At 51.6% G+C, this 21,608-nt stretch carries 22 protein-coding genes and 1 tRNA gene; 11 read left to right on the top strand and 12 right to left on the bottom strand.

The genetic code is table 11. The annotated features are described in order from the left end of the window. Positions 1 to 11: 11 nt before the first annotated feature. The 4 genes from T496_RS0110085 to T496_RS0110070 all read left to right on the top strand — a co-directional run bounded on the left by T496_RS0110085 (position 12) and on the right by T496_RS0110070 (position 6,158). The gene (locus T496_RS0110085) at positions 12 to 2,390 is read left to right on the top strand and encodes an ABC transporter permease (RefSeq protein ID WP_027450642.1); all 2,379 of its coding nucleotides are present in this window, start codon (positions 12 to 14) and stop codon (positions 2,388 to 2,390) included. Positions 2,391 to 2,555: 165 nt separating this feature from the next. Next, positions 2,556 to 3,107, top strand: a complete 552-nt coding sequence (locus tag T496_RS0110080; RefSeq protein ID WP_044111093.1) for a DUF3836 domain-containing protein — start codon at positions 2,556 to 2,558, stop codon at positions 3,105 to 3,107. 3 nt (positions 3,108 to 3,110) lie between these two features. Further along, positions 3,111 to 5,462: an ABC transporter permease gene (locus tag T496_RS0110075; protein ID WP_027450640.1), complete on the top strand. Its 2,352-nt coding sequence runs from the start codon at positions 3,111 to 3,113 to the stop codon at positions 5,460 to 5,462. Between the two features lie 21 nt (positions 5,463 to 5,483). Continuing rightward, on the top strand, positions 5,484 to 6,158 hold the full coding sequence (locus T496_RS0110070) for an ABC transporter ATP-binding protein (protein ID WP_027450639.1): 675 nt from the start codon (positions 5,484 to 5,486) through the stop codon (positions 6,156 to 6,158). 51 nt (positions 6,159 to 6,209) lie between these two features. On the opposite strand, the gene T496_RS0110065 is transcribed toward T496_RS0110070, so the two are convergent. From T496_RS0110065 to T496_RS0110055, 3 genes are all read right to left on the bottom strand, one after another. Continuing rightward, a tRNA-Pro gene (locus T496_RS0110065) sits at positions 6,210 to 6,282 on the bottom strand. A 78-nt stretch (positions 6,283 to 6,360) separates the two neighbouring features. After that, positions 6,361 to 7,698, bottom strand: a complete 1,338-nt coding sequence (locus T496_RS0110060) for a UDP-N-acetylmuramoyl-tripeptide--D-alanyl-D-alanine ligase (protein ID WP_027450638.1) — start codon at positions 7,696 to 7,698, stop codon at positions 6,361 to 6,363. 234 nt (positions 7,699 to 7,932) lie between these two features. Then, a complete protein-coding gene (locus tag T496_RS0110055; protein ID WP_155808850.1) occupies positions 7,933 to 8,592 on the bottom strand; it encodes an HU family DNA-binding protein in 660 nt (219 codons plus the stop codon). A 163-nt stretch (positions 8,593 to 8,755) separates the two neighbouring features. Between T496_RS0110055 and folP the strand changes: the two genes are divergently transcribed. From folP to T496_RS0110035, 4 genes are all read left to right on the top strand, one after another. Continuing rightward, entirely contained in the window at positions 8,756 to 9,592 is an 837-nt protein-coding gene (gene folP / locus T496_RS0110050) for a dihydropteroate synthase (RefSeq protein WP_027450636.1), read from the top strand. Positions 9,593 to 9,631: 39 nt separating this feature from the next. Continuing rightward, entirely contained in the window at positions 9,632 to 10,411 is a 780-nt protein-coding gene (gene cdaA, locus T496_RS0110045) for a diadenylate cyclase CdaA (protein WP_027450635.1), read from the top strand. A 39-nt stretch (positions 10,412 to 10,450) separates the two neighbouring features. Further along, positions 10,451 to 11,461 carry a phosphate acetyltransferase gene (gene pta / locus T496_RS0110040; protein ID WP_027450634.1) on the top strand — a complete coding sequence of 337 codons (1,011 nt, stop codon included), beginning with the start codon at positions 10,451 to 10,453 and terminating at the stop codon, positions 11,459 to 11,461. A gap of 134 nt (positions 11,462 to 11,595) precedes the next feature. Beyond that, on the top strand, positions 11,596 to 12,786 hold the full coding sequence (locus T496_RS0110035; RefSeq protein WP_027450633.1) for an acetate kinase: 1,191 nt from the start codon (positions 11,596 to 11,598) through the stop codon (positions 12,784 to 12,786). Positions 12,787 to 12,955: 169 nt separating this feature from the next. On the opposite strand, the gene T496_RS0110030 is transcribed toward T496_RS0110035, so the two are convergent. The 9 genes from T496_RS0110030 to rpmH form a co-directional block, all read right to left on the bottom strand. Continuing rightward, on the bottom strand, positions 12,956 to 13,720 hold the full coding sequence (locus tag T496_RS0110030) for a UDP-2,3-diacylglucosamine diphosphatase (RefSeq protein WP_027450632.1): 765 nt from the start codon (positions 13,718 to 13,720) through the stop codon (positions 12,956 to 12,958). A gap of 36 nt (positions 13,721 to 13,756) precedes the next feature. Then, complete coding sequence (locus T496_RS0110025) at positions 13,757 to 14,122, bottom strand: four helix bundle protein (protein WP_027450631.1); 366 nt, start codon at positions 14,120 to 14,122, stop codon at positions 13,757 to 13,759. Between the two features lie 57 nt (positions 14,123 to 14,179). Next, positions 14,180 to 14,500: a metal-sulfur cluster assembly factor gene (locus T496_RS0110020; RefSeq protein WP_027450630.1), complete on the bottom strand. Its 321-nt coding sequence runs from the start codon at positions 14,498 to 14,500 to the stop codon at positions 14,180 to 14,182. A gap of 13 nt (positions 14,501 to 14,513) precedes the next feature. Beyond that, on the bottom strand, positions 14,514 to 15,170 hold the full coding sequence (locus T496_RS0110015; RefSeq protein WP_027450629.1) for a NigD1/NigD2 family lipoprotein: 657 nt from the start codon (positions 15,168 to 15,170) through the stop codon (positions 14,514 to 14,516). Next, positions 15,167 to 16,312 carry a hypothetical protein gene (locus T496_RS0110010; RefSeq protein ID WP_027450628.1) on the bottom strand — a complete coding sequence of 382 codons (1,146 nt, stop codon included), beginning with the start codon at positions 16,310 to 16,312 and terminating at the stop codon, positions 15,167 to 15,169. The genes T496_RS0110015 and T496_RS0110010 overlap by 4 nt, the downstream gene beginning before the upstream one ends. Positions 16,313 to 16,353: 41 nt before the next feature. Then, positions 16,354 to 17,343, bottom strand: coding sequence for a D-alanine--D-alanine ligase (locus T496_RS0110005; protein WP_027450627.1), 990 nt, complete (start codon positions 17,341 to 17,343; stop codon positions 16,354 to 16,356). A gap of 6 nt (positions 17,344 to 17,349) precedes the next feature. Next, entirely contained in the window at positions 17,350 to 18,420 is a 1,071-nt protein-coding gene (locus T496_RS0110000) for an RluA family pseudouridine synthase (protein ID WP_081783643.1), read from the bottom strand. 21 nt (positions 18,421 to 18,441) lie between these two features. Next, positions 18,442 to 19,110 (bottom strand): PASTA domain-containing protein, encoded by a 669-nt coding sequence (locus tag T496_RS0109995; protein WP_027450625.1) that lies wholly within the window; start codon positions 19,108 to 19,110, stop codon positions 18,442 to 18,444. 137 nt (positions 19,111 to 19,247) lie between these two features. Next, positions 19,248 to 19,403 carry a 50S ribosomal protein L34 gene (rpmH, locus tag T496_RS0109990; RefSeq protein ID WP_027450624.1) on the bottom strand — a complete coding sequence of 52 codons (156 nt, stop codon included), beginning with the start codon at positions 19,401 to 19,403 and terminating at the stop codon, positions 19,248 to 19,250. 182 nt (positions 19,404 to 19,585) lie between these two features. Here rpmH and efp point away from each other — a divergent pair, with 182 nt between their 5' ends. The 3 genes from efp (at position 19,586) to T496_RS15350 (ending at position 21,515) form a co-directional block, all read left to right on the top strand. Then, on the top strand, positions 19,586 to 20,152 hold the full coding sequence (gene efp, locus T496_RS0109985) for an elongation factor P (RefSeq protein ID WP_027450623.1): 567 nt from the start codon (positions 19,586 to 19,588) through the stop codon (positions 20,150 to 20,152). 33 nt (positions 20,153 to 20,185) lie between these two features. Further along, positions 20,186 to 21,265 (top strand): glycosyltransferase, encoded by a 1,080-nt coding sequence (locus tag T496_RS0109980; RefSeq protein ID WP_027450622.1) that lies wholly within the window; start codon positions 20,186 to 20,188, stop codon positions 21,263 to 21,265. Positions 21,266 to 21,362: 97 nt separating this feature from the next. Beyond that, positions 21,363 to 21,515 (top strand): nucleotidyltransferase family protein, encoded by a 153-nt coding sequence (locus tag T496_RS15350; RefSeq protein ID WP_081783615.1) that lies wholly within the window; start codon positions 21,363 to 21,365, stop codon positions 21,513 to 21,515. Positions 21,516 to 21,608 lie beyond the last annotated feature (93 nt).

Here is a 21,608-nt window from a genome sequence, read left to right as displayed (position 1 = left end):
GGTGTTACGATATGAATGTATTTAGAAATATGCTTCACATGGCTTGCCGATTCAAGACGGCCACGGTGCTCAACTTCCTAGGACTGACGGTAGCCTTTTCTGCCTGCTACCTGTTCTTGACGCAAGTAACCTATAATCATTCCTACAATAAGGGACTGACCAACTATCAGCAGCTTTATCGCGTGGAAGTGCCTGCGATGTTTGACCACAGCAAGTGGCAGTCGAATGTAAACCGCTTCTTGGCAGACGAGTTGGCTAAGTTGCCTCAGGTGGAAGGTATGGCTTTACTGCAGTGTTGGCAGAATGATAGTCGTTTTACGAAAGACGGTACTGAGTTTACATTTAAGTCTTGTAAGGTTAGCAATGATGCGCTGAAGACTATGGCTCCACGCCTGCTCGACGGCAAACTCGGTTGGAAGGATGGTGACCAGAAAGGACTGATCATTCCTGCCTCAGTAGCCGTAAAGTATTTTGGGACTACGCAAGTGGCGGGTCGCTGTATGTGGAACGACAAGGACAGCATTGTTGTGAGAGGTGTCTATGAAGATTTTCCTGACAACAGCATCATCGACAATTACGTCTATGGCTGTATGGGAGACGAGAATGAGGGAAACTTCCAGAACTACAACTATAACTGCTATCTGCGCTTGAGGGAGCAGATGGATACGGAGAAAGCCAAGCAACAGATTCTAACCCCGTTGGTAGAGAATATGCATCAGATGTACATCGAACACGGTGTTGAGGATCAATGGGATGAGGAAAAAACGAAAGAAAGTCTCAACCTGCGCCTGCAACCCATCACAGAGACTTGGTTCGCAGGTGTTGACCCTGAGCATGACAGAGGTAACAAGGCTGTTGACTGGATTCTCCAACTTTCGTGCCTCTTGGTGCTGATAATCGCTGCCATCAACTTTCTGAACTTCACGCTGGCTGAGAGTCCGATGCGTATCAAGAGCATCAACACACGTCGCGTGTTGGGCAGTTCTGTGTCATCGCTCCGCCTGGGCGTTGTCGCTGAGTCTGTATGTACTTCGCTTTTAGCATTTCTGTTGGCAGTCATAGTCAGCTATCTGTTGTCGCAGTGGCCATTCATTAGCGAACTCACCGTTGGCAGCAGTGCCTTAGGCGATCATCCATTGCTATTGGTGTGTCTTTGTTTGGCAGCCATTGTTGTTGGTATCGTTGCTGGTGTCTATCCAGCTTTCTATGCAACCAGTTTCCAACCTGCACTCGTCCTGAAAGGCTCCTTCGGTCTCACGCCTAAGGGGCGCCAACTGCGCACCTTATTGCTTTGTCTGCAGTTCCTTATCACCAGCGTGATGGTGGTCTATATCGGCATCCTCTATCTGCAAAGCCACTACATCTTCAACTCCGACTATGGTTACGACAAGGACGAGATTCTGTATGCGGATACTTGGGAACTGTTAGACAAGCAGGATGCCCTGCGCTCGGAGCTGATGCAGCAGACGGGTGTGGTTGATGTGGCCTATTCGCAGTTTTCTCTGGGAACTGGCGACAGATATATGGCTTGGGGACGCGGTGACAAGAATCATCAGGTGCAGTTCACGGTTCTGCCCGTGGACTGGCACTATCTTCACACCATGGGCATTCAGGTAATTGAAGGCCATGACTTCATGGAGCACGATGGCGATTGCTATATCATCAATGAAGCAGCCCGCAAGAAATGGGACTGGGTAGAGATTGACAAAAAACTGCTGGATGACGACCTCACGGTGATTGGGGTGTGCCAAAATGTGCGCTTTGCTTCTACCCGTGTGGACAACAACGACTCGCCCATGGCCTTCATCGTTTATGGCGAGACCTATCTCAGTCGTGGGTGGACCAATAACCTTGGGGTGATGAACGTGCGTGTGGCAGCAGGCACCGATAAGGTACAAATGCGCCGGAAGATTAAGGATATCTGCATGAAGTTAGGTGCCAAGCACGAGCCGGATGTGAAGTTCCTCGATCAGCAATTGGAAAATACCTACCAGGAGGAGTTCCGCTTCATCCGTCAGGTTATGGTGTTCTCTTTCATCTGTCTTGTTATCACGCTCATCGGCGTGTTCTGTATGACGATGTTCGAAACAGAGTATCGTCGCAAGGAGATTGGCATCCGCAAAGTGATGGGCAGCTCTACCAGTCAGATTCTGGTCATGCTCAGCCGTCGCTATGTGTGGCTGCTTGTAGGTAGCTTTGTGATGGCAGCCCCCTTGGCGTGGTACATTGGCACACAGTGGCTACAGGGCTTTGCCGAGCGCACACCTGTATATTGGTGGCTCTTCCCATTGGCCTTCCTTGCGGTGGGTGTCGTTACCCTTGCCACCATCATCATTCAGAGCTGGCGCACGGCCAATGAGAACCCAGTGAACAGTATAAAAACAGAGTAAAAAGCAGTAAGTGGAGAGTGAGTGTCAACAAATCATACGACATACCGTCTAAAGATTAGACGAACGGTCTTTGGGGACCCCAAAAAGCTTGCATCGAACCAATAATGATCGTAAATTTGCAATGTAAAAACAAACAAAGTGGTAACAATTTAAATACTTACGATTATGAAAAAGGTTATGATTAGCTTGGTGATGTGCCTGATGACTCTGATCTCAAATGCACAAGTAATGACATCTGCCTCTGTCGATCATCTTATTGACTCAGCCATTAAGGATGAAACGGGGTATGTACGTGATACCCATCGTGATGCTCATGGCAATATAACGATGATGGAAGTATATCGTGAACAGGTAAAACACAAGGGGGACAGCATACGGAAACCCATATTCCGCTATGAGTACCAATATGCTGCTGATGGCATGCTGACCAGCCGTACTAAGTTCGTGTGGCGAAAGAGTCAGTGGCAGTGTGCCGCCCGTTATGACTACTCGCTCGAGAATGTCATCTATACGGTCAGCTATAGCCGATGGAACAAATCAAAGGCCAGCTTCGGTCAGCCTGTCGGTCAGATTAGCTACACGCTGTTGCCCGACGAAAGTATTGCCAGCGTGTCGGTCTATGGACGTCATCGAGGCGATGATGCTCTGAAGCTGGAGTGGCAGGCACTCGTGGATAGTCACTCAGACCATATGAACTATTATATCACTCAGAAATAAACTATGAACGTATTTAAATCTCTCAATCAGCGCGGCCAGCACAATTGGATCAAAATATTGTGCTTGGCCGTTGGCTTGGCTACTGGTATCGTATTAATAGGTAAGGCTGGCTTCGAACAGTCGTGGGACAAGGACTTCGATACGAGCGACCGTATCTATGTGCTTTATGAGGATGTTATCCGAGATGGCGAATATCAGCATTACTCACAGACATCGGGTGCTGTAGCCCATGGGATGAAACGCTACTGCCCCCAGGTCGAGGCTGCCACCCGCTATACGGACATCGGTTGGGACCTGCCACTTGTTACCGAAGACGATAAGCGCATACGTACCAATTTCTTCTTTACCGATAGCTGTTTCTTCGATGTGTTCCCCTACCGTATTCTGGCAGGTAATCCTAAGAAGACGCTCAGTCAGCCTAACTACTGCATGATTCCGCAGTCGATAGCCGAGAAACTGGGTGGCGACGTGATTGGTAAGAAGGTGTATTATAATAAGCGTGGCAATCTGGCACTCACTATTGGCGGTATCTACGAGGATATCCCCCTGAATACCCGACTGCACGACTTGGAGGTGCTGGTATCGATGGCCACACTGCCCCAGATAACCTGGGATGGTCGCGACAACTGGGTGGGCAACGACCGCTACTTCGGCTATGTGCGCCTGGCTAAGGGTAATACCCCCGACGACCTGAAGCCGCAGATTGAGAAGATGAAGCACGACAACCTGCCTGAGGATGTGCTGAAGAAGGCTGGCGTGGATCTCGGCTATTCGCTGCGCCCGTTGGCCGACTATCATATACAGGACGATGCTACACGTCGCATGATATGGATTATCTCGTTGCTGGCCATGGTGCTCATTGGCTGTGCGGTGATGAACTATCTGTTGCTGGTGGTTGGTGGCATCAGTCGCCGCGCTCGCGAGATGGCTGTGCATCGTTGCTATGGTGCCGAGGTGCGAAATATCTATGGTCGCGTGATGACCGAAAGTGTGCTGCACCTGCTGTTATCGCTGGCATTGGCTGCCATTCTGCTGTTCATCTTCCAGGATACCATCCAGGAACTTACGGGCACGCCACTACCGGTCATCCTTACTACAGGTCATAACATCGGGTTCATCGCCCTTACTTGTTTGGTGGTGCTGGTTATCACAGGTCTGGTGCCCGGTTGGGCCTACACCCATATCCCCATGACTGCCGCCTTTAAGCACTACAATCATTCGCACCGCGTGTGGAAACTGCTGTTGCTGGGATTGCAGTTCGGTTCGGCCACCTTCCTCTTTGTGCTGTTGCTGGTAGTAGGTCGCCAGTATCAGCTGATGGTGAACGATAATCCAGGTTACGACTATTCCACCCTGGCCGATCTCAATACCGACGAGCTCTCGTTGACAGAGAAACGACTGGTGGTTGATGAGCTCAAAAAACTGTCGGGTGTGAAAGGTGTTACCACATCTTATGCCTACCTGCCTGAGATGCAGAGTGGTGATAACATCTTCCTGCCAGGCGATGACAAGGAGTACATGAATGTGGCCGACCTGTTTGATGTGGGCGACGATTACTTCGAGGTGATGGGCATACCCGTGATTGCTGGTCGAACCTTTACGCAGCAGACCGACACCATGCGCGAGGCAATGGTAAGTCGTAAGTTCGAAGAGAAGATGAAGCAGTTGGCTGGTTGGGATCAGGCTGTAGGCAAGCAGGTCATCTGTACCTCTTACGAAGGTCCTTACACCATCGTGGGTGTGTTCGACGATCCCCGCATCGGCAGTATCACCTATCCCGACACGCGTCCTAGCATCTGTTTCTACGACCAGCATATGAGGTACACCCACCATATCACCGTGCGTTTCCACGATATGGATGCGCTCGATGCCGCCAACAAGCGCTTGCACGAGTTGATTCCCGAGAATCCCGATGTAGCCATGCGCCCCTATACCATGTTGATGACGCAGCTTTATACCGACGCGCAGCGTTTCCGCAGTACTGTGATGATTGGTGGAATGGTAGCTTTGATTATTGCCCTGATCGGACTGATTGGTTATCTGGCAGGTGAGTTGGCTCGCCGACAGAAGGAGATTGCCATCCGTAAGGTGAACGGTGCCCATATCATCGATGTGTTGCAGCTCTTTATCCGCGATATTCTGCGCCTGGCTTTGCCTGCAGTGGTTATCGGTGCCATCGGTGGCTGGTATGTATCGCGCTTGTGGTTAGAGCAGTTCAGCGAGAAGGCTGTTCTGTCGCCAGTACTCTTCGGCCTTTGCGCCTTGGCTGTGGTGGTTGTCATCCTCATGGTGGTATGTGCAGGCTGCTATCGGGTGGCCAGCAGCAATCCCGTTGATTATCTTAAGAATGAATAATAAACAAACAATATAAAAACAATGATACGATTAGAAAACATACAGAAGGTGTTCCGCACGGAAGAGGTGGAAACCGTAGCACTGGGCGGTGTGTCGCTCGAAGTGAAGAAGGGTGAGTTTGTGGCCATCATGGGTCCTTCGGGCTGTGGTAAGTCCACCTTGTTGAATATACTGGGTTTGCTCGACAATCCTACCTGTGGCTCTTACTATCTCGATGGTGAGGAAGTGGGGGCGCTGAAGGAGAGCCAGCGCACGAAGGTGCGCAAGGGACAGATAGGTTTCGTGTTCCAGAGCTTCAACCTGATTGATGAATTGAATGTAGAAGAGAATGTTGAGTTGCCATTAACATATCTGGGTGTTCCGAAGAAGGAACGCAAGCAGCGTGTTGAGGAGGTGCTGCGCCGCATGGCTATCAGTCATCGTGCTCATCACTTCCCTCAGCAGCTCAGTGGTGGTCAGCAGCAGCGTGTTGCCATTGCTCGTGCCGTGGTGATGAATCCTAAGTTGATCCTTGCCGACGAGCCTACGGGTAATCTGGACTCAAAGAATGGTCTGGAGGTGATGCAACTGCTTACCCAACTGAACCAGGAGGGTACTACTGTCGTTATGGTGACACACTCGGAGCGTGATGCTGGTTATGCTCAGCGTATCATCAACCTGCTCGATGGTCAGGTTGTGCCAGAGGTCAGTCTGTGATACGAAGAAAGGTGGTTGATTCTCTCAACCACCTTTTCTTTTTGCTTTCAGTCGGGATGAGGCGACTCGAACGCCCGACCCCTACGTCCCGAACGTAGTGCGCTACCAACTGCGCTACATCCCGATTGCTGTCAGTTTTTTCCAAAACTGGCTGCAAAGTTACTATTTTCTTGCCGATTCAGCAAATTTTTAACTGAAAAGTTTAAAGCAGCTCTGGCAACTGATAGAGTTTGGTTCCGTTGGAGCCTTTGACAAGGATGAGCTGGTGCTCGGGCTTGTGCTGCTGCAGTTCGGCCTTCACGGCTTCCACATCGGCAAACTTACGATAGTCGGTGTGGGTCTTGCCAAACTCCTCGCCCACCAGCCATATATTCTTCAGTCCGCTGGCTGCCAGCAGATCTACAATCTTCTGGTGCTCCTCGGCGCTGGCTTCGCCCAGTTCGCGCATGTCGCCCAGGATGGCCATCTTCTCCTCGCCCTCCTTGGTTTCCACCATATGGAAGTTGTCGAGGGCTGCCATCATGCTCGATGGGTTGGCATTATAGGCATCCACGATGAGGCGGTTGCTCTCGGTCTGCACCAGTTGCGAACGGTTGTTGGTGGGTACGTAGTTCTCCAAGGCGTGGTCTATCTGCTTGCGGTCCACACCGAAGTTGATGCCCACGGCGATGGCTGCCAGCAGGTTGTCGATGTTGTAAGAACCAATGAGGTTGGTCTGCACCTTGTGCCACTTCTGCGAAGCGCCCGTCTCCTCGAGCTCCATCAGTGGCTTGCGCCAGCGGAACTTCAGCAGTGGGTCGCAGCTCAGCACCTCGCCCGAGATGCAGCCATACTGGTTGTCGGGATCGGTAGAGTAGGGCGTACACCACATGTCGTCGGTGAGCATATCCACCAGATAGTCGTTGTCGGCATTGATAAACACCAGTCCGTCCTCCTTCGAGCGCAGGTAGTCGTAGAGCTCGCCCTTGGTCTTGACAACACCCTCGAACGAACCGAAGCCCTGCAGGTGGGCGCGGCCTACGTTAGTGATGAGTCCGCAGGTAGGCTCGGCCGTCTCCACCAGCGTCTTGATGTCGCCAGGATGACTGGCCCCCATCTCGATGATGGCAATCTCGTGTTCCTTTGTGAGGCGCAGCAAGGTCTTGGGCACACCCACGTCGTTGTTGAAGTTGCCCTCGGTAGCCAGCACGTTGTACTTCTCAGACAGCACCGCCTTGATCAGTTCCTTGGTGGTGGTCTTGCCGTTGGTGCCCGTGATGCCAATCACGGGGATGTTGAACTGGCGACGATGTTCGCGGGCAATGTCCTTGAACGTCTGCAGACAGTTGTCAACAAGGATGTAACGGTCGTCTTTGACCACCTCGGGATTGTCAACGATGGCATAGGCACACCCCTTCTGCAGGGCGCCCTCTGCATAGAGGTTACCATCGAACTTCTCGCCTTTCAGCGCCAGGAAGATGCTGCCTTCGGGGCAGTCGCGGCTATCCGTGGTGATGCACGGATGCTGCTGATATAGCTTGTATAGTTCCTTAATGTCCATACCTTATTGTTATAATTGACTGCAAAAGTACTAAGAAGTAAGCGAACCACCAAGCGTTTGCTTACTTTTTTCTTTCACTTTTCCAACCGTAAAGTGCTGCTTTTCTAACGTGAGAGTATTACTTTTCTGATTTCTGACTTAAGTCGACGATTGAGCCGACTTAAGTCAGCGATATTGCCGACTATAGTCAACGCAACCGTCGACTTAAGTCGGCAGTTGCTATGGCCTTGCTTTTCATTCGCTAATCCTTCGATATACGATGGTATTACCTGTCTTCTTGCCATGCAATATGGGTGCTGGTTCTGTGGTAAGCTCGTCCAGCCACTTGGTAGCCATGTGCTTGGTCAAGCCGAAATGATGCATCATCTCAGGTCGTGTGATGCTTTGGTGCTCGTCCAGATAAATGTTCAACTGTCTGATAATCTGCTCTTTGGTATAGATAGCCGAGTGTCCCACGCTGCCTCGTCCTGTCTTGTTGGTGAAGTGGTAGCCGTCTAGGTTCAGCTTGTCGAGCAGCGCTTTGTCGGGAGTAAAGTTGATGGTCTCTATGGCGACGTCGTTTCCGGTGATGTCGGCAGCATTGGTGAACTGCGTTTTCAGTTCGTTGCCATCCTCGTCGAAGCGTTTTTTGAACCCCACCTTCAGCGAGAACGTGCCGATGCCCTCCAGATGCAGTCGCTTGTTGTCGGTCAGGAAGTCCACAATCTCGGATGACAGCACGTTCAGTGCCAGTTCCATCATTTCCGGGTTCATCGAGTTGTGCATCTGCAGATGGTGCATCAGGTCCTTTCTTCGTGCTGTGTAGAAGTTCTCGTGTCTCACTTGAAAAGTGTCTTTTCCCTCGGCATCTTTCAGAGGGTTGCGGTGTACGCTGAATTGAATTGTTTTGCTCATAATGTTCATGGTTTTTATTAAGGTCGTGCAAAGATACTGTTTTTTTATTCGAAATGCTACAGAAATCCGAAAAACTTTCTTAATTGGTAGCCATTATTTTTCTCCATTTCCTGCCGTTAATTGCAAATAATTAAGTAATTTTGCAGGCAAATAGGATACTACGATGGCATACACACTGAATATCAAGGGACAACTGCTCGATCTGAGCGAGCCGCGCGTGATGGGCATACTGAACGCTACACCTGACTCGTTCTTTGCCGGTAGTAGAAAACAAACAGAACAGGAGATTGCCGATCGCGCTCGTCAAATCGTGGACGAGGGCGGCACCTTTATTGACGTGGGTGCCTTCTCGACACGTCCCGGTGCTGCCGAGGTAACCGAGGCGGAAGAGCTGGACAGGATGCGTCGCGCCTTGCAGATAGTGAAGCGCGAAGTGCCCGATGCCATCGTCTCGGTGGATACGTTTCGTCCGGCCGTGGCACGCATGGCCGTAGAGGAGATGGGTGCCGACATCATCAACGACGTGTCGGAGGGTGGTGTCACCGGCATCGTGGGACGGCAGTTGGCCGCAGAAGGCGGCGAGGTGCCACAGATATTCCGCACGGTGGCCAGTCTGCAGGTGCCCTACATCCTGATGTCGGTGCAGAAAGACCTGCACGACACGCTGATGGCCTTTGCCAAGAAGGTGCAGCAGCTGCGTGACCTGGGTCAGAAAGACATCATCCTGGATCCGGGCTTCGGCTTTGGCAAGACACTGGAGGACAACTACCGACTGATGGGCGAGATGGAGAAGCTGCAGGTGATGGAGCTGCCACTGCTGGTGGGCATCTCGCGCAAGTCCATGATATACCGCCTGCTGGGCACAGATGCCGATCAGGCTCTGAACGGCACCAGCGTGCTGAACACCATCGCCCTGATGAAAGGCGCCTCTATCCTGCGTGTGCACGACGTGAAAGAAGCTGTGGAGTGCGTCAAGATAGTGGGCAGCAGCACCAAGTAGCATCGAGATAACGTATAAAGATAAACGAAAGAAGAAAGCATGTTTTTTGAATTCGGACTGAAGGATTTCCTCGACATACTGTTTGTTGCCATAGGCTTGTACTATGTTTACAAGCTGATGCGTGAGTCGCGCTCGCTGAACGTGTTTGTGGGTGTGCTCATCTTTGTGGTGGTGTGGCTGTTTGTGTCGCAGGTGCTGCAGATGCGCTTGCTCGGCACCATCCTCGACCGCTTGGTCAGCGTGGGTGTGATAGCCATCATCGTACTGTTTCAAGACGAGATCCGGAAATTCCTGTATAACCTGGGTGCCCATCGTCGCATCAGGAGCTTCGTACGCCTGTTCTCGCCAACACATGTAGAAGAGGAGGACAAAGCCAAGCTGAAGAAAAACATCATGCCTATCGTCATGGCCTGTATGTCGATGGCCAAAGGCAAGGTGGGCGCACTGATCGTGATAGAGCGTTCCACACCGCTGAACGATGTGGTATCCACTGGTGAGGAACTCGACGCTGAGATCAATCAACGACTGATAGAAAATATCTTCTTTAAGAACTCGCCCCTGCACGACGGTGCCATGATCGTACGCGACCACCGCATCAGGGCCGCATCCTGTATCCTGCCGGTGAGCCACGACCTGGACATCCCGAAAGAACTCGGACTCAGACATCGTGCCGCCCTGGGCATGTCGCAAGAGAGCGACGCCCTGTGTATTGTGGTCAGCGAAGAGACGGGAGGCATCTCGATAGCCCGCAACGGACAGTTCCGCCTGCGCCTCTCGGCCGAGGAACTGGAAGCCGTGCTGACCGAGGGCATGGAATGACAAACATTATCTACAAAATAAAAATAAACAAATAAAACAATGGATTTATTAAGTCAAATTGTTGCGCGTGCTAAGAGTAACAAGCAGCGCATTGTACTTCCTGAAGCAGAGGAAGAGCGCACCCTGTGTGCCGCAGATCGTGTACTGGCCGAAGATATGGCCGACATCATCCTGATTGGTAATCCTGCAAAGGTTGAGGCCCTGGCTAAGGAGAAGGGACTGACCCATATCGGCAAGGCCACACTCATCGACCCCGAGAACTACGAGAAGAGCGAGGAACTGGCAGAGAAGCTGGCCGAGATTCGTAAGTCGAAGGGTATGACCATCGAGCAGGCTCGTGAGCTGGTGAAGAACCCCTTGTATCTGGGTTGTATGATTATCAAGACCGAGGGTGCCGACGGTCAGATTTCTGGTGCACTCTCTACCACTGGCGACACACTGCGTCCTGCACTGCAGATCATCAAGTGTGCTCCTGGCATCACCTGCGTGAGCGGTGGTCTGCTGCTCATCTCTAAGCAGAAGCAGTATGGCGAGGATGGCGTACTGGTGGTTGGCGACGTTGCCGTGACACCTATGCCCGATGCTGCCCAGCTCTCGCAGATTGCTGTGTGCACCGCCCAGACTGCCAAGAGCGTGGCTGGCTTCGCTGAGCCCCGCGTGGCTATGCTGAGCTTCTCTACCAAGGGCAGCGCTAAGCACGAGGTAGTGGACAAGGTTGTTGAGGCTACGAAGTTGGCTAAGGAACTTGATCCTTCTTTGAAGATCGACGGTGAGCTGCAGGCTGACGCCGCTCTGGTGCCATCAGTAGGTGCCAAGAAGGCTCCCGGTTCAGACATCGCCGGTAAGGCCAACGTGCTGGTATTCCCCAACCTCGAGGTGGGTAACATCGGCTATAAGATGGTGCAGCGTCTGGGTGATGCTATTGCCATCGGTCCTATCCTGCAGGGTATTGCTCGTCCTGTCAACGACCTGTCGCGCGGTTGCTCAGTAGAGGATATCTACTACATGGTAGCTATCACCGCTTGTCAGGCTATGGATGCAAAGAAGTAAGACCCACCCCCAACCCCTCCCTGTATGGAGGGGAGTGGATACAATTAGAATAATCATTTAAAGAATGCCCCTATAACTCCTATTGGTAAATACTCCTCCCCATACAGGGGGAGGCTGGGAGGGGGTCGATAATTATGAAGATATTAGTTTTGAATTGTGGTTCTTCGTCTATCAAGTACGCCCTGTATAATATGGACGACAAGAGCGTGATGACCAGCGGTGGCGCTGAGCGCGTGGGTTTGGACAATGCCTTCGTAAAGGTGAAGCTGGCCAATGGCGAGAAAAAACAGATTATGCACGACATCCCCGAGCATACCGAGGGCGTGAAGTTCATCTTCTCTCTGCTCACCGATCCTGAGATTGGTGTCATTAAGAGTCTCGACGAGATCGACGCTGTAGGTCACCGTATGGTGCACGGCGGCGAGAAGTTCAACCAGTCTGTCGTGCTGACCGACGAGGTGCTGAAGGCCTTTGAGGAGTGCTCTGACCTGGCCCCTCTGCACAATCCTGCCAACCTGAAGGGCGTAAATGCCGTGAAGGAGCTGATGCCCGGTCTGCCCCAGGTGGGCGTGTTCGACACTGCCTTCCACCAGACCATGCCTGCCAAGGCTTATATGTATGCCATCCCCTACGAGCTCTATGAGAAGTATGGCGTGCGTCGCTACGGCTTCCACGGTACCTCTCACCGTTATGTGTCAGCTCGTGCCTGCGAGTTCTTGGGCATCAAGGCCGAGGGTACCAAGATGATCACCTGTCATATCGGTAATGGTGGCTCTGTGGCTGCTGTGCTCGATGGCAAGTGTATCGACACCTCTATGGGTCTGACTCCACTGGAGGGTCTGGTAATGGGTACACGCTCTGGCGACATCGACGGTGGCGCAGTGACCTTCCTTGAGAAGAAGCTGGGTCTCGATGCCGACGGCATGAGCAATCTGCTGAACAAGAAGAGTGGTGTGGCCGGTATCACTGGCGGTTCAAGCGATATGCGCGACGTAGAGAATGCTGCCAAGGCTGGCGAGCCCCGTGCCGTACTGGCACAGCAGATGTACTTCTATCGCATTAAGAAATATATCGGTGCTTACGCAGCTGCTATGGGTGGTGTTGATGTGATTGTCTTCACTGCCGGTGTTGGCGAGAACCAGATCTCTATGCGTTCTGAAGTATGTAAGGGCCTGGAGTTCCTAGGTGTGAAGTTCGACGAGCAGAAGAACAACGTGCGTGGTGAAGAGGCTATCATCTCTGCCGACGATTCAAAGGTCAAGGTGGTAGTCATCCCAACCGACGAAGAACTGATGATTGCTACAGACACGATGAACCTTCTGTAAACTGAGGGTTTAAACTGAGAACTGAGAGTTGAGAACTGAGAGGTATGATTACTTTTTAGTTGAGAACCGATTATAAATGAGGTGAGAGGTGTGATTATTTTCAGCGTTGGTTGATACGCTCGAATCTAATCATACCTCTCACCTCTCAATTCTCAGTTCTCAGTTAAATTTAAACAACGCTTTCCCCTTCAATGTATTGTTGCATAAAGAGGTGGTCGCCATCGTAAACGACGTAGGAGAACTGAGAGATCCAGTCGCCGAGGATAATGGCACGCGCTTTCTTGCTGACCTGTAGGTCAATCTCGATATGACGATGGCCATAGATGAATACATCCACGTCGGGATGTGCCTTCATGTATTCCTTGGTATATAATATAAGGTGTTCGCGGTCCTCACCCATGTATGGCGGCTCTTCGCCATTGGGACGCTTCATGCGTGAGTGCTTGGCCCATGTTTGTCCGAACCACATGCCCCAACGGGGATGGATGGCAGAGAACAGATGTTGGCAGACGGGATTGTGGAATACCGCACGGATGAACTTGAACTTCTTGTCGGGGTCGCCCAGCCCGTCGCCATGTGCCAAGTAGAAGATCTTACCGTAGAGCTCGACGGTGAGGGGCTGCTTGTGCAGGATGACGCCGCACTCGCGTTCAAGATAGTCGAACGCCCATATGTCGTGGTTGCCCGTGAAGAAGTGCACTTCCACGCCCATGTCGGTGAGCTCAGACAGCTTGCCCAGAAATCGTGTATAGCCGCGAGGCACCACAAACTTATACTCGTACCAGAAGTCAAACATGTCGCCCAACAGATAGATGGCTGCCGCCTTATCCTTGATGCTGTCAAGGAAGCGCACCAGTCGGCGCTCCTGCATGCGACGGTGGTCAAGGGCCCATGAGCCAAGGTGGGCATCGGATAAAAAATAAATATTCTTCATAGTTGAGAACTGAGAGTTGAGAACTGAGAGGTATGATTAGATTTGATACTTCTTTTTGAGCGTGTTGATAGAACTGACCAACATTTTGACCAGTTCTTCTGCGTCAGTATGTATAGAATCGAATTCCTTTTCATTTAAATAGTTTCCGTTATATAAACTTTTTAGCCAAAATAAAGTCTCGTCTGATTCTTTGAGAGCAATACTTAATTTGTGTATGAAATCTGCGGTACTCTGAGCGTTTCTGCTTTCGGCAATATTTGCACCTATGCTGGTTCCACTTCGTAAAACTTGCCTTGACATGACGAACTCTTTTTTCTGAGATGTGAGGTATTGATACATTCTGACGATTCTACCCGAAAAAACTTCGGATTTCTCCAGTAAGATACTTTTTTCCCGTTTCATGTTGGTAGTCCTACAAATCTAATCATACCTCTCAGTTCTCAGTTCTCAACTCTCAACTCAATCAAATCCCAGTTCCACTCGAGCTTCTTCGCTCATCATGCTCTGGTCCCAGGCGGGTTCGAAGACGAGGTTGATGTTGGCAGACTTCACGCCATCGACGCTCTCCACCTTGGTGCGGACATCCTCGAGGATGAAGTCGGCGGCAGGACAGTTGGGGGCAGTGAACGTCATGTCGAGATCGACGGTGGCGTCCTCGCTGACGTCAATCTTGTAGATCATGCCCAGGTCATAGATGTTGACCGGGATCTCAGGATCGTAAACGGTCTTCAGTACGTCCACAATCCTTTCTTCTATTTGAGTTTTCTCTTCTTGTGTCATATTATGAGTGTTGTTAGTGTGTAGCGGTCATGGGGAAAGCGTATGTGGTCGTGCCCTCATGCGTGTTGATGCTGATGCTGACAGAGTCGGCGCTCAGGTCAGATAGCGGGATGCTGAAATAGCTGCGGAGCGAGTAGTAGGCCGGCACACCATTCTGGTCGTGATAGAACTGCAGATGGATGGTCTTTGTGCCGTCGGTGTTGACCTTCCTGCCTAGCAGATGCGCTGCAACTATGTGCTTGGCCTCCGTGTCGGTGGTGCTGCCCACCATCAGGCGCACGCCGAGGTTCAGGTAGGTGCCGTTGGTGCTCACCCAGCAGGTCTCCACCTTCAGCGGGTCGGTCTTCATGTCCTTAATCTGTTGGGGACGTAAGACGGTGACACGATTGAAGCTGATGGCGTCAGCCTGTTTGTCGCCCTTGTTGTAGTACAGGATGCCGCGATAGGTAGAGTCGGCAGTGGTGATCCAACTGGTGGTGAAGGGAGGGGCGGTGACGAGGCGCTCGCCTTCGTCGGTCACCACAAAGTCTATCTGCTTGTTGCTGTTGGCATGGGCCATCACCATCTCGGCAAGCATGTGAGAGTAGGGGCCTTCACCCTTGTCATAGACATCTTGCGTGCAGGACGATAGAGCCAAAAAGGCCACAGCGAGACAGAGCAGTTTTTTCATTGTGCAGCTATTTTGTTCTTGACGGGGTTGGCATACATGGTCAGCATCTTCTCGCGCAAAAAAGCTTCATCCTTGTTGGGGATGGTGATCTTGGCCATTTGCTTGGCAAGATACTGCTCGAAGCGCTGACGGTCGGCATCGTTATAATGACTGGCCTCTGCGGTATTGCCGTTCAGCAGGTCGAGGGCTATGTAGTTGCAGGGGTAGAGCGTATAGCCCTGGTGGATGGCGCGGTCCATGCGCTGACAGAGCGTAGCATAGTACTCCTGTTTTGGGAGACCTTCGAGCTCGTCAATCCACGTGTTGATGGGCTTGCCACAATGATAGGTGACGCGCCCCTTGTAGCCCAGGATGCCCGTCTTCATATTGTCGAGGTCGTCCTGCTTGCTCTTTTTAAAGGCAGGGTTGTCGCGCTTCAGCTGGAACTCCTGAGCCTTCAGGTAGTCGCAGGGGTCAAACTCGTAACTGATGGTCAGCGGCACGATGTTCAGTTCGCGCAGGTCGCCACCCATGGCCAGCATCTTCAGCACGGCTTCCTGGGTGTGGTCGCTAGAGTCCTTGGCACGACCTTCGCGCTGAGCAATCCAGATATTCTCGTGCTTCTGCTGCACGGCATAGTGGATATAGCTGCTCATCAGCTGGCTGGAGCGCAACATCTCCTTGGGCGTCAGCCCACGGCGCACGGTGAACGCCTTGTTCATGCGCACCAGTCGCTTGATCCACGGGTAGATGAGCAGGTTGTCGCCAATGCCAATCTCTACGGTGGTGGGATAGCCCGCCTCGATGAGTTTCACGTCGAGAAAGGCAGAGTCGAGCACGATGTCGCGGTGGTTGCTGATAAAGGTGAAGCGTGGCTGCTGCTTGTCGGCCGGCATCTGGCTGTTGTCCAGGAAGCAACCGTCGGTGTGCTTGCGTATGATGTAGTTCACCACCGGCTTCATGAAACGAATCTGGAAGTCCAGCGGTGTCTTGATACCTGTGAATGCAAGACGCAGCAGCCCATTGCGCAACGACTTCGGCAACCAAGGCAGAAAGCCCTTCATGATGATGTTGAACTGTCGGTCGCTGAGCAGGTCGTTGAAGGCCTGTTTCATCTCTTCGGCCTCGTAGGGCCGGATATCGTCAAACTCGTTACTTATCATACCTCTTACCTCTCATTTCTCACTTCTCACTTCTCACTTACCTAGAATTGGTTCTCGATGATGTCGGTCAGCACGTCCTTGATGTCAAGGCCGGCAGCGCGTACCTGCTGGGGGATGAAGCTGGTGGCGGTCATGCCAGGTGTCGTGTTGACCTCGAGCATAGAAATCTTCTGGTCCTTAGAGATGATATAGTCAATGCGGATGATGCCGTTGCAGTGCAGAATGTCGTAGATTTTGCTGGTGAGCTCTGCCACACGCTGAGCGGTCTCTTCGGGCAGACGGGCAGGGGTGATCTCCTGTACCTGACCATTGTACTTGGCATTATAGTCGAAGAAGTCGTTCTGGCTCACCACCTCGGTAGCGGGGAAGACCACCGACTTGTTCTTGGTCTTGTAGCAGCCGATGCTGATCTCGGTGCCTTCGAGGAACTGCTCGATCATCACCTCGTCGCTCTCCATCATGGCCACGCGCATGGCAGCAGCCAGCTGGTCGGGCTTAACAACCTTGGAAACACCGAAAGAGCTGCCGTCGTTGGCTGGCTTGACAAAGCAAGGCATGCCCACGATGTCGATGATGGCTTTCTTGCTGACTTCGTGCTCCTGTCCGCGACGCACCAGCACACTCTCGGCCACCTTGACACCGAAACCACGCAGGTAGTTGTTCAGTACGAACTTGTCGAAGGTCATGGCCTCTACCAGTACGCCACTGGTGCTGTAGGGCAGGTGGATCAGGTCGAAGTAGCCCTGCAGGATGCCATTCTCGCCAGGAGTGCCATGGATGGTGATGTATGCGTAGTCGAAGAGGCGCGTTTTGCCGTCCTCCTTGAACGAGAAGTCGTTCATGTTGATACGCGCAGTGGTACCATCGTTCAACTGCACCTTCCAGTCGGTGCCTTTAATCTCAACGATATATACGTTGTAACGGTCTTTGTCAAAAAATGAATAAAGGCCCTGAGCCGAGCGCAATGACACGTCGTGCTCAGAAGAGTCGCCACCGCAGACGATGGCAATAGTGCGTTTTTGTAGTTGCATAGTGTATTATTGGTTATTTTTTAATCTTCCTCTCCATTTCTCTATCACTGCCGTCAGGTCCTCGGGCCAGTCGCTGGTGAAGTCCATCTGCTCACCGGTGCGGGGATGCACGAAGCCCAGGGTGCGGGCATGCAGGGCCTGGCGCGGACAGAGCTTGAAACAGTTGGCAATGAATGCCTTGTAGGAGGCAGTGCGCTCGCCACGCAGGATCTCGCAACCGCCATAGCGCTCGTCGGAGAACAGCGGATGACCGATGTGCTTCATGTGGGCACGAATCTGGTGGGTGCGACCCGTCTCTAGGCGGCACTCCACCAGCGTGGTGTAGCCATAGCGCTCCAGCACACGATAGTGGGTGACGGCGGGCTTGCCGATCTCTGAGTCGGGTGGAAAGACAGCCATGCGCTGGCGGTCCTTCGGATCACGACCGATGTTGCCTTCGATGCGTCCCTCGTCTTCCACGAAGTTGCCCCATACCAGCGCGTTGTACGAGCGGTGGGTGTCGTGGTTGAAGAACTGCTTGCCGAGATGTGACTTCGCCTCGGGCGTCTTGGCCACCACCAGCAGACCGCTGGTGTCCTTGTCGATGCGGTGCACCAGTCCCACCTGCGGATCGTTAGGGTCGTAGGAGGGCAGGTTGCGCAGATGCCAGGCGATGGCGTTGACCAGTGTGTCATGGAAATTGCCGCAACCGGGATGCACCACCATGCCGGCAGGCTTGTGGATGACCATCAGGTCGTCGTCCTCGTAGCGTACGTCCAGAGGAATCTCCTCGGGTTCGATGGTAGTGTCGTAATGGGGTCTGTTGAGCATCAGGGTGATAATGTCGCCCGAACGCACCTTGTAGTTGCTCTTGACAGGTCGGTCGTTGACAAACAAAAAACCAGCATCAGCCGCTTGCTGAATGCGATTGCGGCTGGAATGCTGGGTATGCTCTGTGAGGTATTTATCGATTCGTAGAGGAACTTGTCCGCGGTCAACTTCCAAGCGCATGTGCTCGTAAAGCTGCTGATCGTCGGTCACTTCGTTCTCACCTTCCAGAAGGTCAAGTTCCTCGTCTTCGTTGATGTAGTTATCTATATTCAATGTGCTATGCTTTGTTTATTCAAACACTTCCAGAAAATCATCTACGTCGTCGTTGGAAGCACCGTTGCCCGATGACTTGGCGCCCGTGCTGTCGGCGCTGCCCCAACCGCCCATGTCATCGCGGTCGCCAATGGCGCCATTGCCGATGACGAGTACCAGTTGCGACTCTTTGGCCACCATGTCGCCTGCCGAGAGATTGCGACCGTCCAGCTGGATGCCATAGACCCAGTCTTTCTCGCCGTCAATCAGTTTGGGAGGCAGCATTTTGAAGTCGAGTGCCGATAGCTTGGCCTCTGCTTCGCGGTAGCTGCTATTGTCTATCAGGTCGGGGATGGCCACGCGGGGCATGGTCAGCGAGTTGATGGTCACATAGACGATGCGTCCCTGCTTGACCATCATGCCTTTCTCGGGTTGCTGTGTCAGGATGCAACCGCTGGGCAGCGCCTTGTTGTAGCTGGAGTCGTTGACCACCAATATCAGGCCTTCTTCCTCCAGGTCGCTCTGCGCTTTCTGGTAGTTGACACCATAGAGGTCGGGCATCTCGATGCCGTCACCATGGTGCGTATAGGAATCCAGCCAGCAGATCAGCGCAATGAATAGCGCAATGATGGTGATAAAGACTGCCAGTAGGTTGCCCCAGATGATAGGTGCTTTGAGTTTTTCTTTTATTTCTTTGAAATTCATTTCTACGTGTTCTGTACTCTTGATTTGAATGCAAAGATAGAAAGATTCTACGAATCTTGCAAGTAAAATGAAAAAATAAATGGGATGAAACCTCTCGGTTCATCCCATTTTAGCTATCTGTTTATGACAAGTGGAATTTATTTTCCGTGGTTCTCGTCAGAAACGGTCAACTTCTTACGGCCCTTAGCGCGACGTGAAGCGAGTACGCGACGTCCGTTCTTTGTGGCCATGCGCTCACGGAAACCATGCTTGTTCACGCGGCGACGGTTGTGGGGTTGAAATGTTCTTTTCATTGCAATGAATCTTTATTTATTAGTATTTATTTTCTCGAAATCGTCTCGATTTGGGCTGCAAAATTACATAAATCTTTTTAATTACGCAAGTTAAATGCTATTTTTTTCACTTTTCACTTTTCACTTTTCACTTTTTTTCGTAACTTTGCACCCGGAAATTAATATTATACATTATAATTTTTATGATTAACTCACAAGACATTAAGAAAGGCACCGCCATTCGTATGGACGGTAGCATCTGGGTTTGCATCGATTTCCAGCATCGCAAGCCAGGTAAGGGAAACACCATCATGATCATCAAGCTGAAGAACGTTAGTGATGGTCGCGTGTTGGAGCGTCGTTTCAACATCGGTGAAAAACTGGAGGACGTGATCATCGAGCGTCGTCCTTATCAGTATCTCTACGAGGACAACTCTGGTCGTATCTTCATGAACCAGGAGACCTTCGAGCAGATTCCCATCGACAACGAGCTGGTAATCGGTCACGAGTACATGAAGGAGAGCGACATCGTGGAGGTTGTTTCTGACACCACCGATGGTACTATCCTCTATGCTGAGATGCCTGTGAAGACTATCCTCCGCGTGACTCACTCTGAGCCCGGTATCAAGGGTGACACCGCTACCAACACTCTGAAGCCCGCTACGCTGGAGACTGGTGTTGAGGTGCGCGTTCCTCTGTTCATCAACGAGGGCGACCTGATTCAGGTAGATACCCGCGACGGTTCTTACCTGGCTCGTGCTAAGGAGTAATCCAATTGACAATTGATAATTAAGAATTGACAATTGAAATATTCTATCATCGTTCCGGTCTTCAATCGTCCTGATGAAGTAGAAGAACTCCTGGAGAGTCTCTGCCATCAGGAGGTAAAGGACTTTGAGGTTATCATCGTTGAAGACGGATCGAAGAAACCATGCAAGGATGTCTGCGACAAGTACGCAGGCATCCTTGATTTGTATTATTACTACAAGGACAACAGCGGGCCGGGGCAGAGTCGCAACTATGGTGCGGCCAGGGCTCATGGCGACTGGCTGATAGTCTTGGATAGTGATGTGGTGCTGCCTGATGGCTACCTGAAAGCTGTGGACGACGCGCTGGCGCAGCACGACTGCGATGCATGGGGAGGCCCCGATGCCGCTCATCCGTCGTTTACACCTGTACAGAAGGCCATATCCTATTCGATGACGTCTTTCTTCACCACCGGAGGCATCCGTGGTGGAAAAACTAAACTTGACAAATTCTTTCCGCGCTCCTACAACATGGGCATCCGTCGTGAGGTGTACCAGCAGTTGGAGGGCTTTTCTAAGATGCGCTTTGGTGAAGATATCGACTTCTCTTATCGCATCGTCGAGGCTGGTTATAAGACAGCCCTCATCCCTGAGGCTTGGGTATGGCATAAGCGCCGTACCGATTTCCGTAAGTTCTTCCGTCAAGTATATAATAGCGGCATTGCCCGCATCAATCTCGAGAAGCGCCATCCCGGCACGCTGAAACTAGTCCATCTGCTGCCCACCGTCTTTACGCTTGGCGTTATCGGCTGTCTGCTGCTGTTTGCACTTGGAGCCGGACTCTATATTGAGGGAGAGTGGCTCGATGCCAACGGACTGCGCCCTGACGACAATATGCATCAAGGCGTAGGCTTTGTGTTCTGCGTCCTGGCCATGCTGCCTTTGTTGTTCTACAGTACCGTCATTTTTATCGACTCCAGTATCCGCAACCGTAGTCTCTGGGTAGGCTTGCTTAGCATCCCTGCTGCCTTTACGCAACTGATGGGCTACGGCCTCGGTTTTATTGAGTCATGGTGGAAACGTTGCATCCTGAAGAAAGATGAGTTTACGGCTTTCGAGAAGAACTTATATAAATAGAAAGAAATCACATTAACGCATCATAAATTATTTTTGCCGAAAGCTTTGCACTTTCGGCTTTTTTGTTTATCTTTGACAACAAATCCGAGCAACGCTTATGTTAGACAGAGCACAAACAATAGAACAATTGAAATCAACCCGTCAGTATCTCAGCGAGCACTATAGGGTTAGTTCGATGCTTCTTTTTGGTTCAGTTGCAAGAAACGAACAACGGGAAGACAGCGATGTTGATGGATGCGCGAAAACATGAATCCCTTGTTTAAACAGCAAATCCCAAAACATGGAATTCAAGTCTACTGATAATAATTCGGAAACAGTAATCAATAATATATAATGTATAACC

Origin of the sequence: Xylanibacter brevis P6B11, from assembly GCF_000621825.1 — a bacterium.
Classification (GTDB): domain Bacteria; phylum Bacteroidota; class Bacteroidia; order Bacteroidales; family Bacteroidaceae; genus Prevotella; species Prevotella brevis.
Note: the sequence above shows the minus strand (reverse complement) of the source record. Positions and strands in the feature narration are given on the sequence as shown.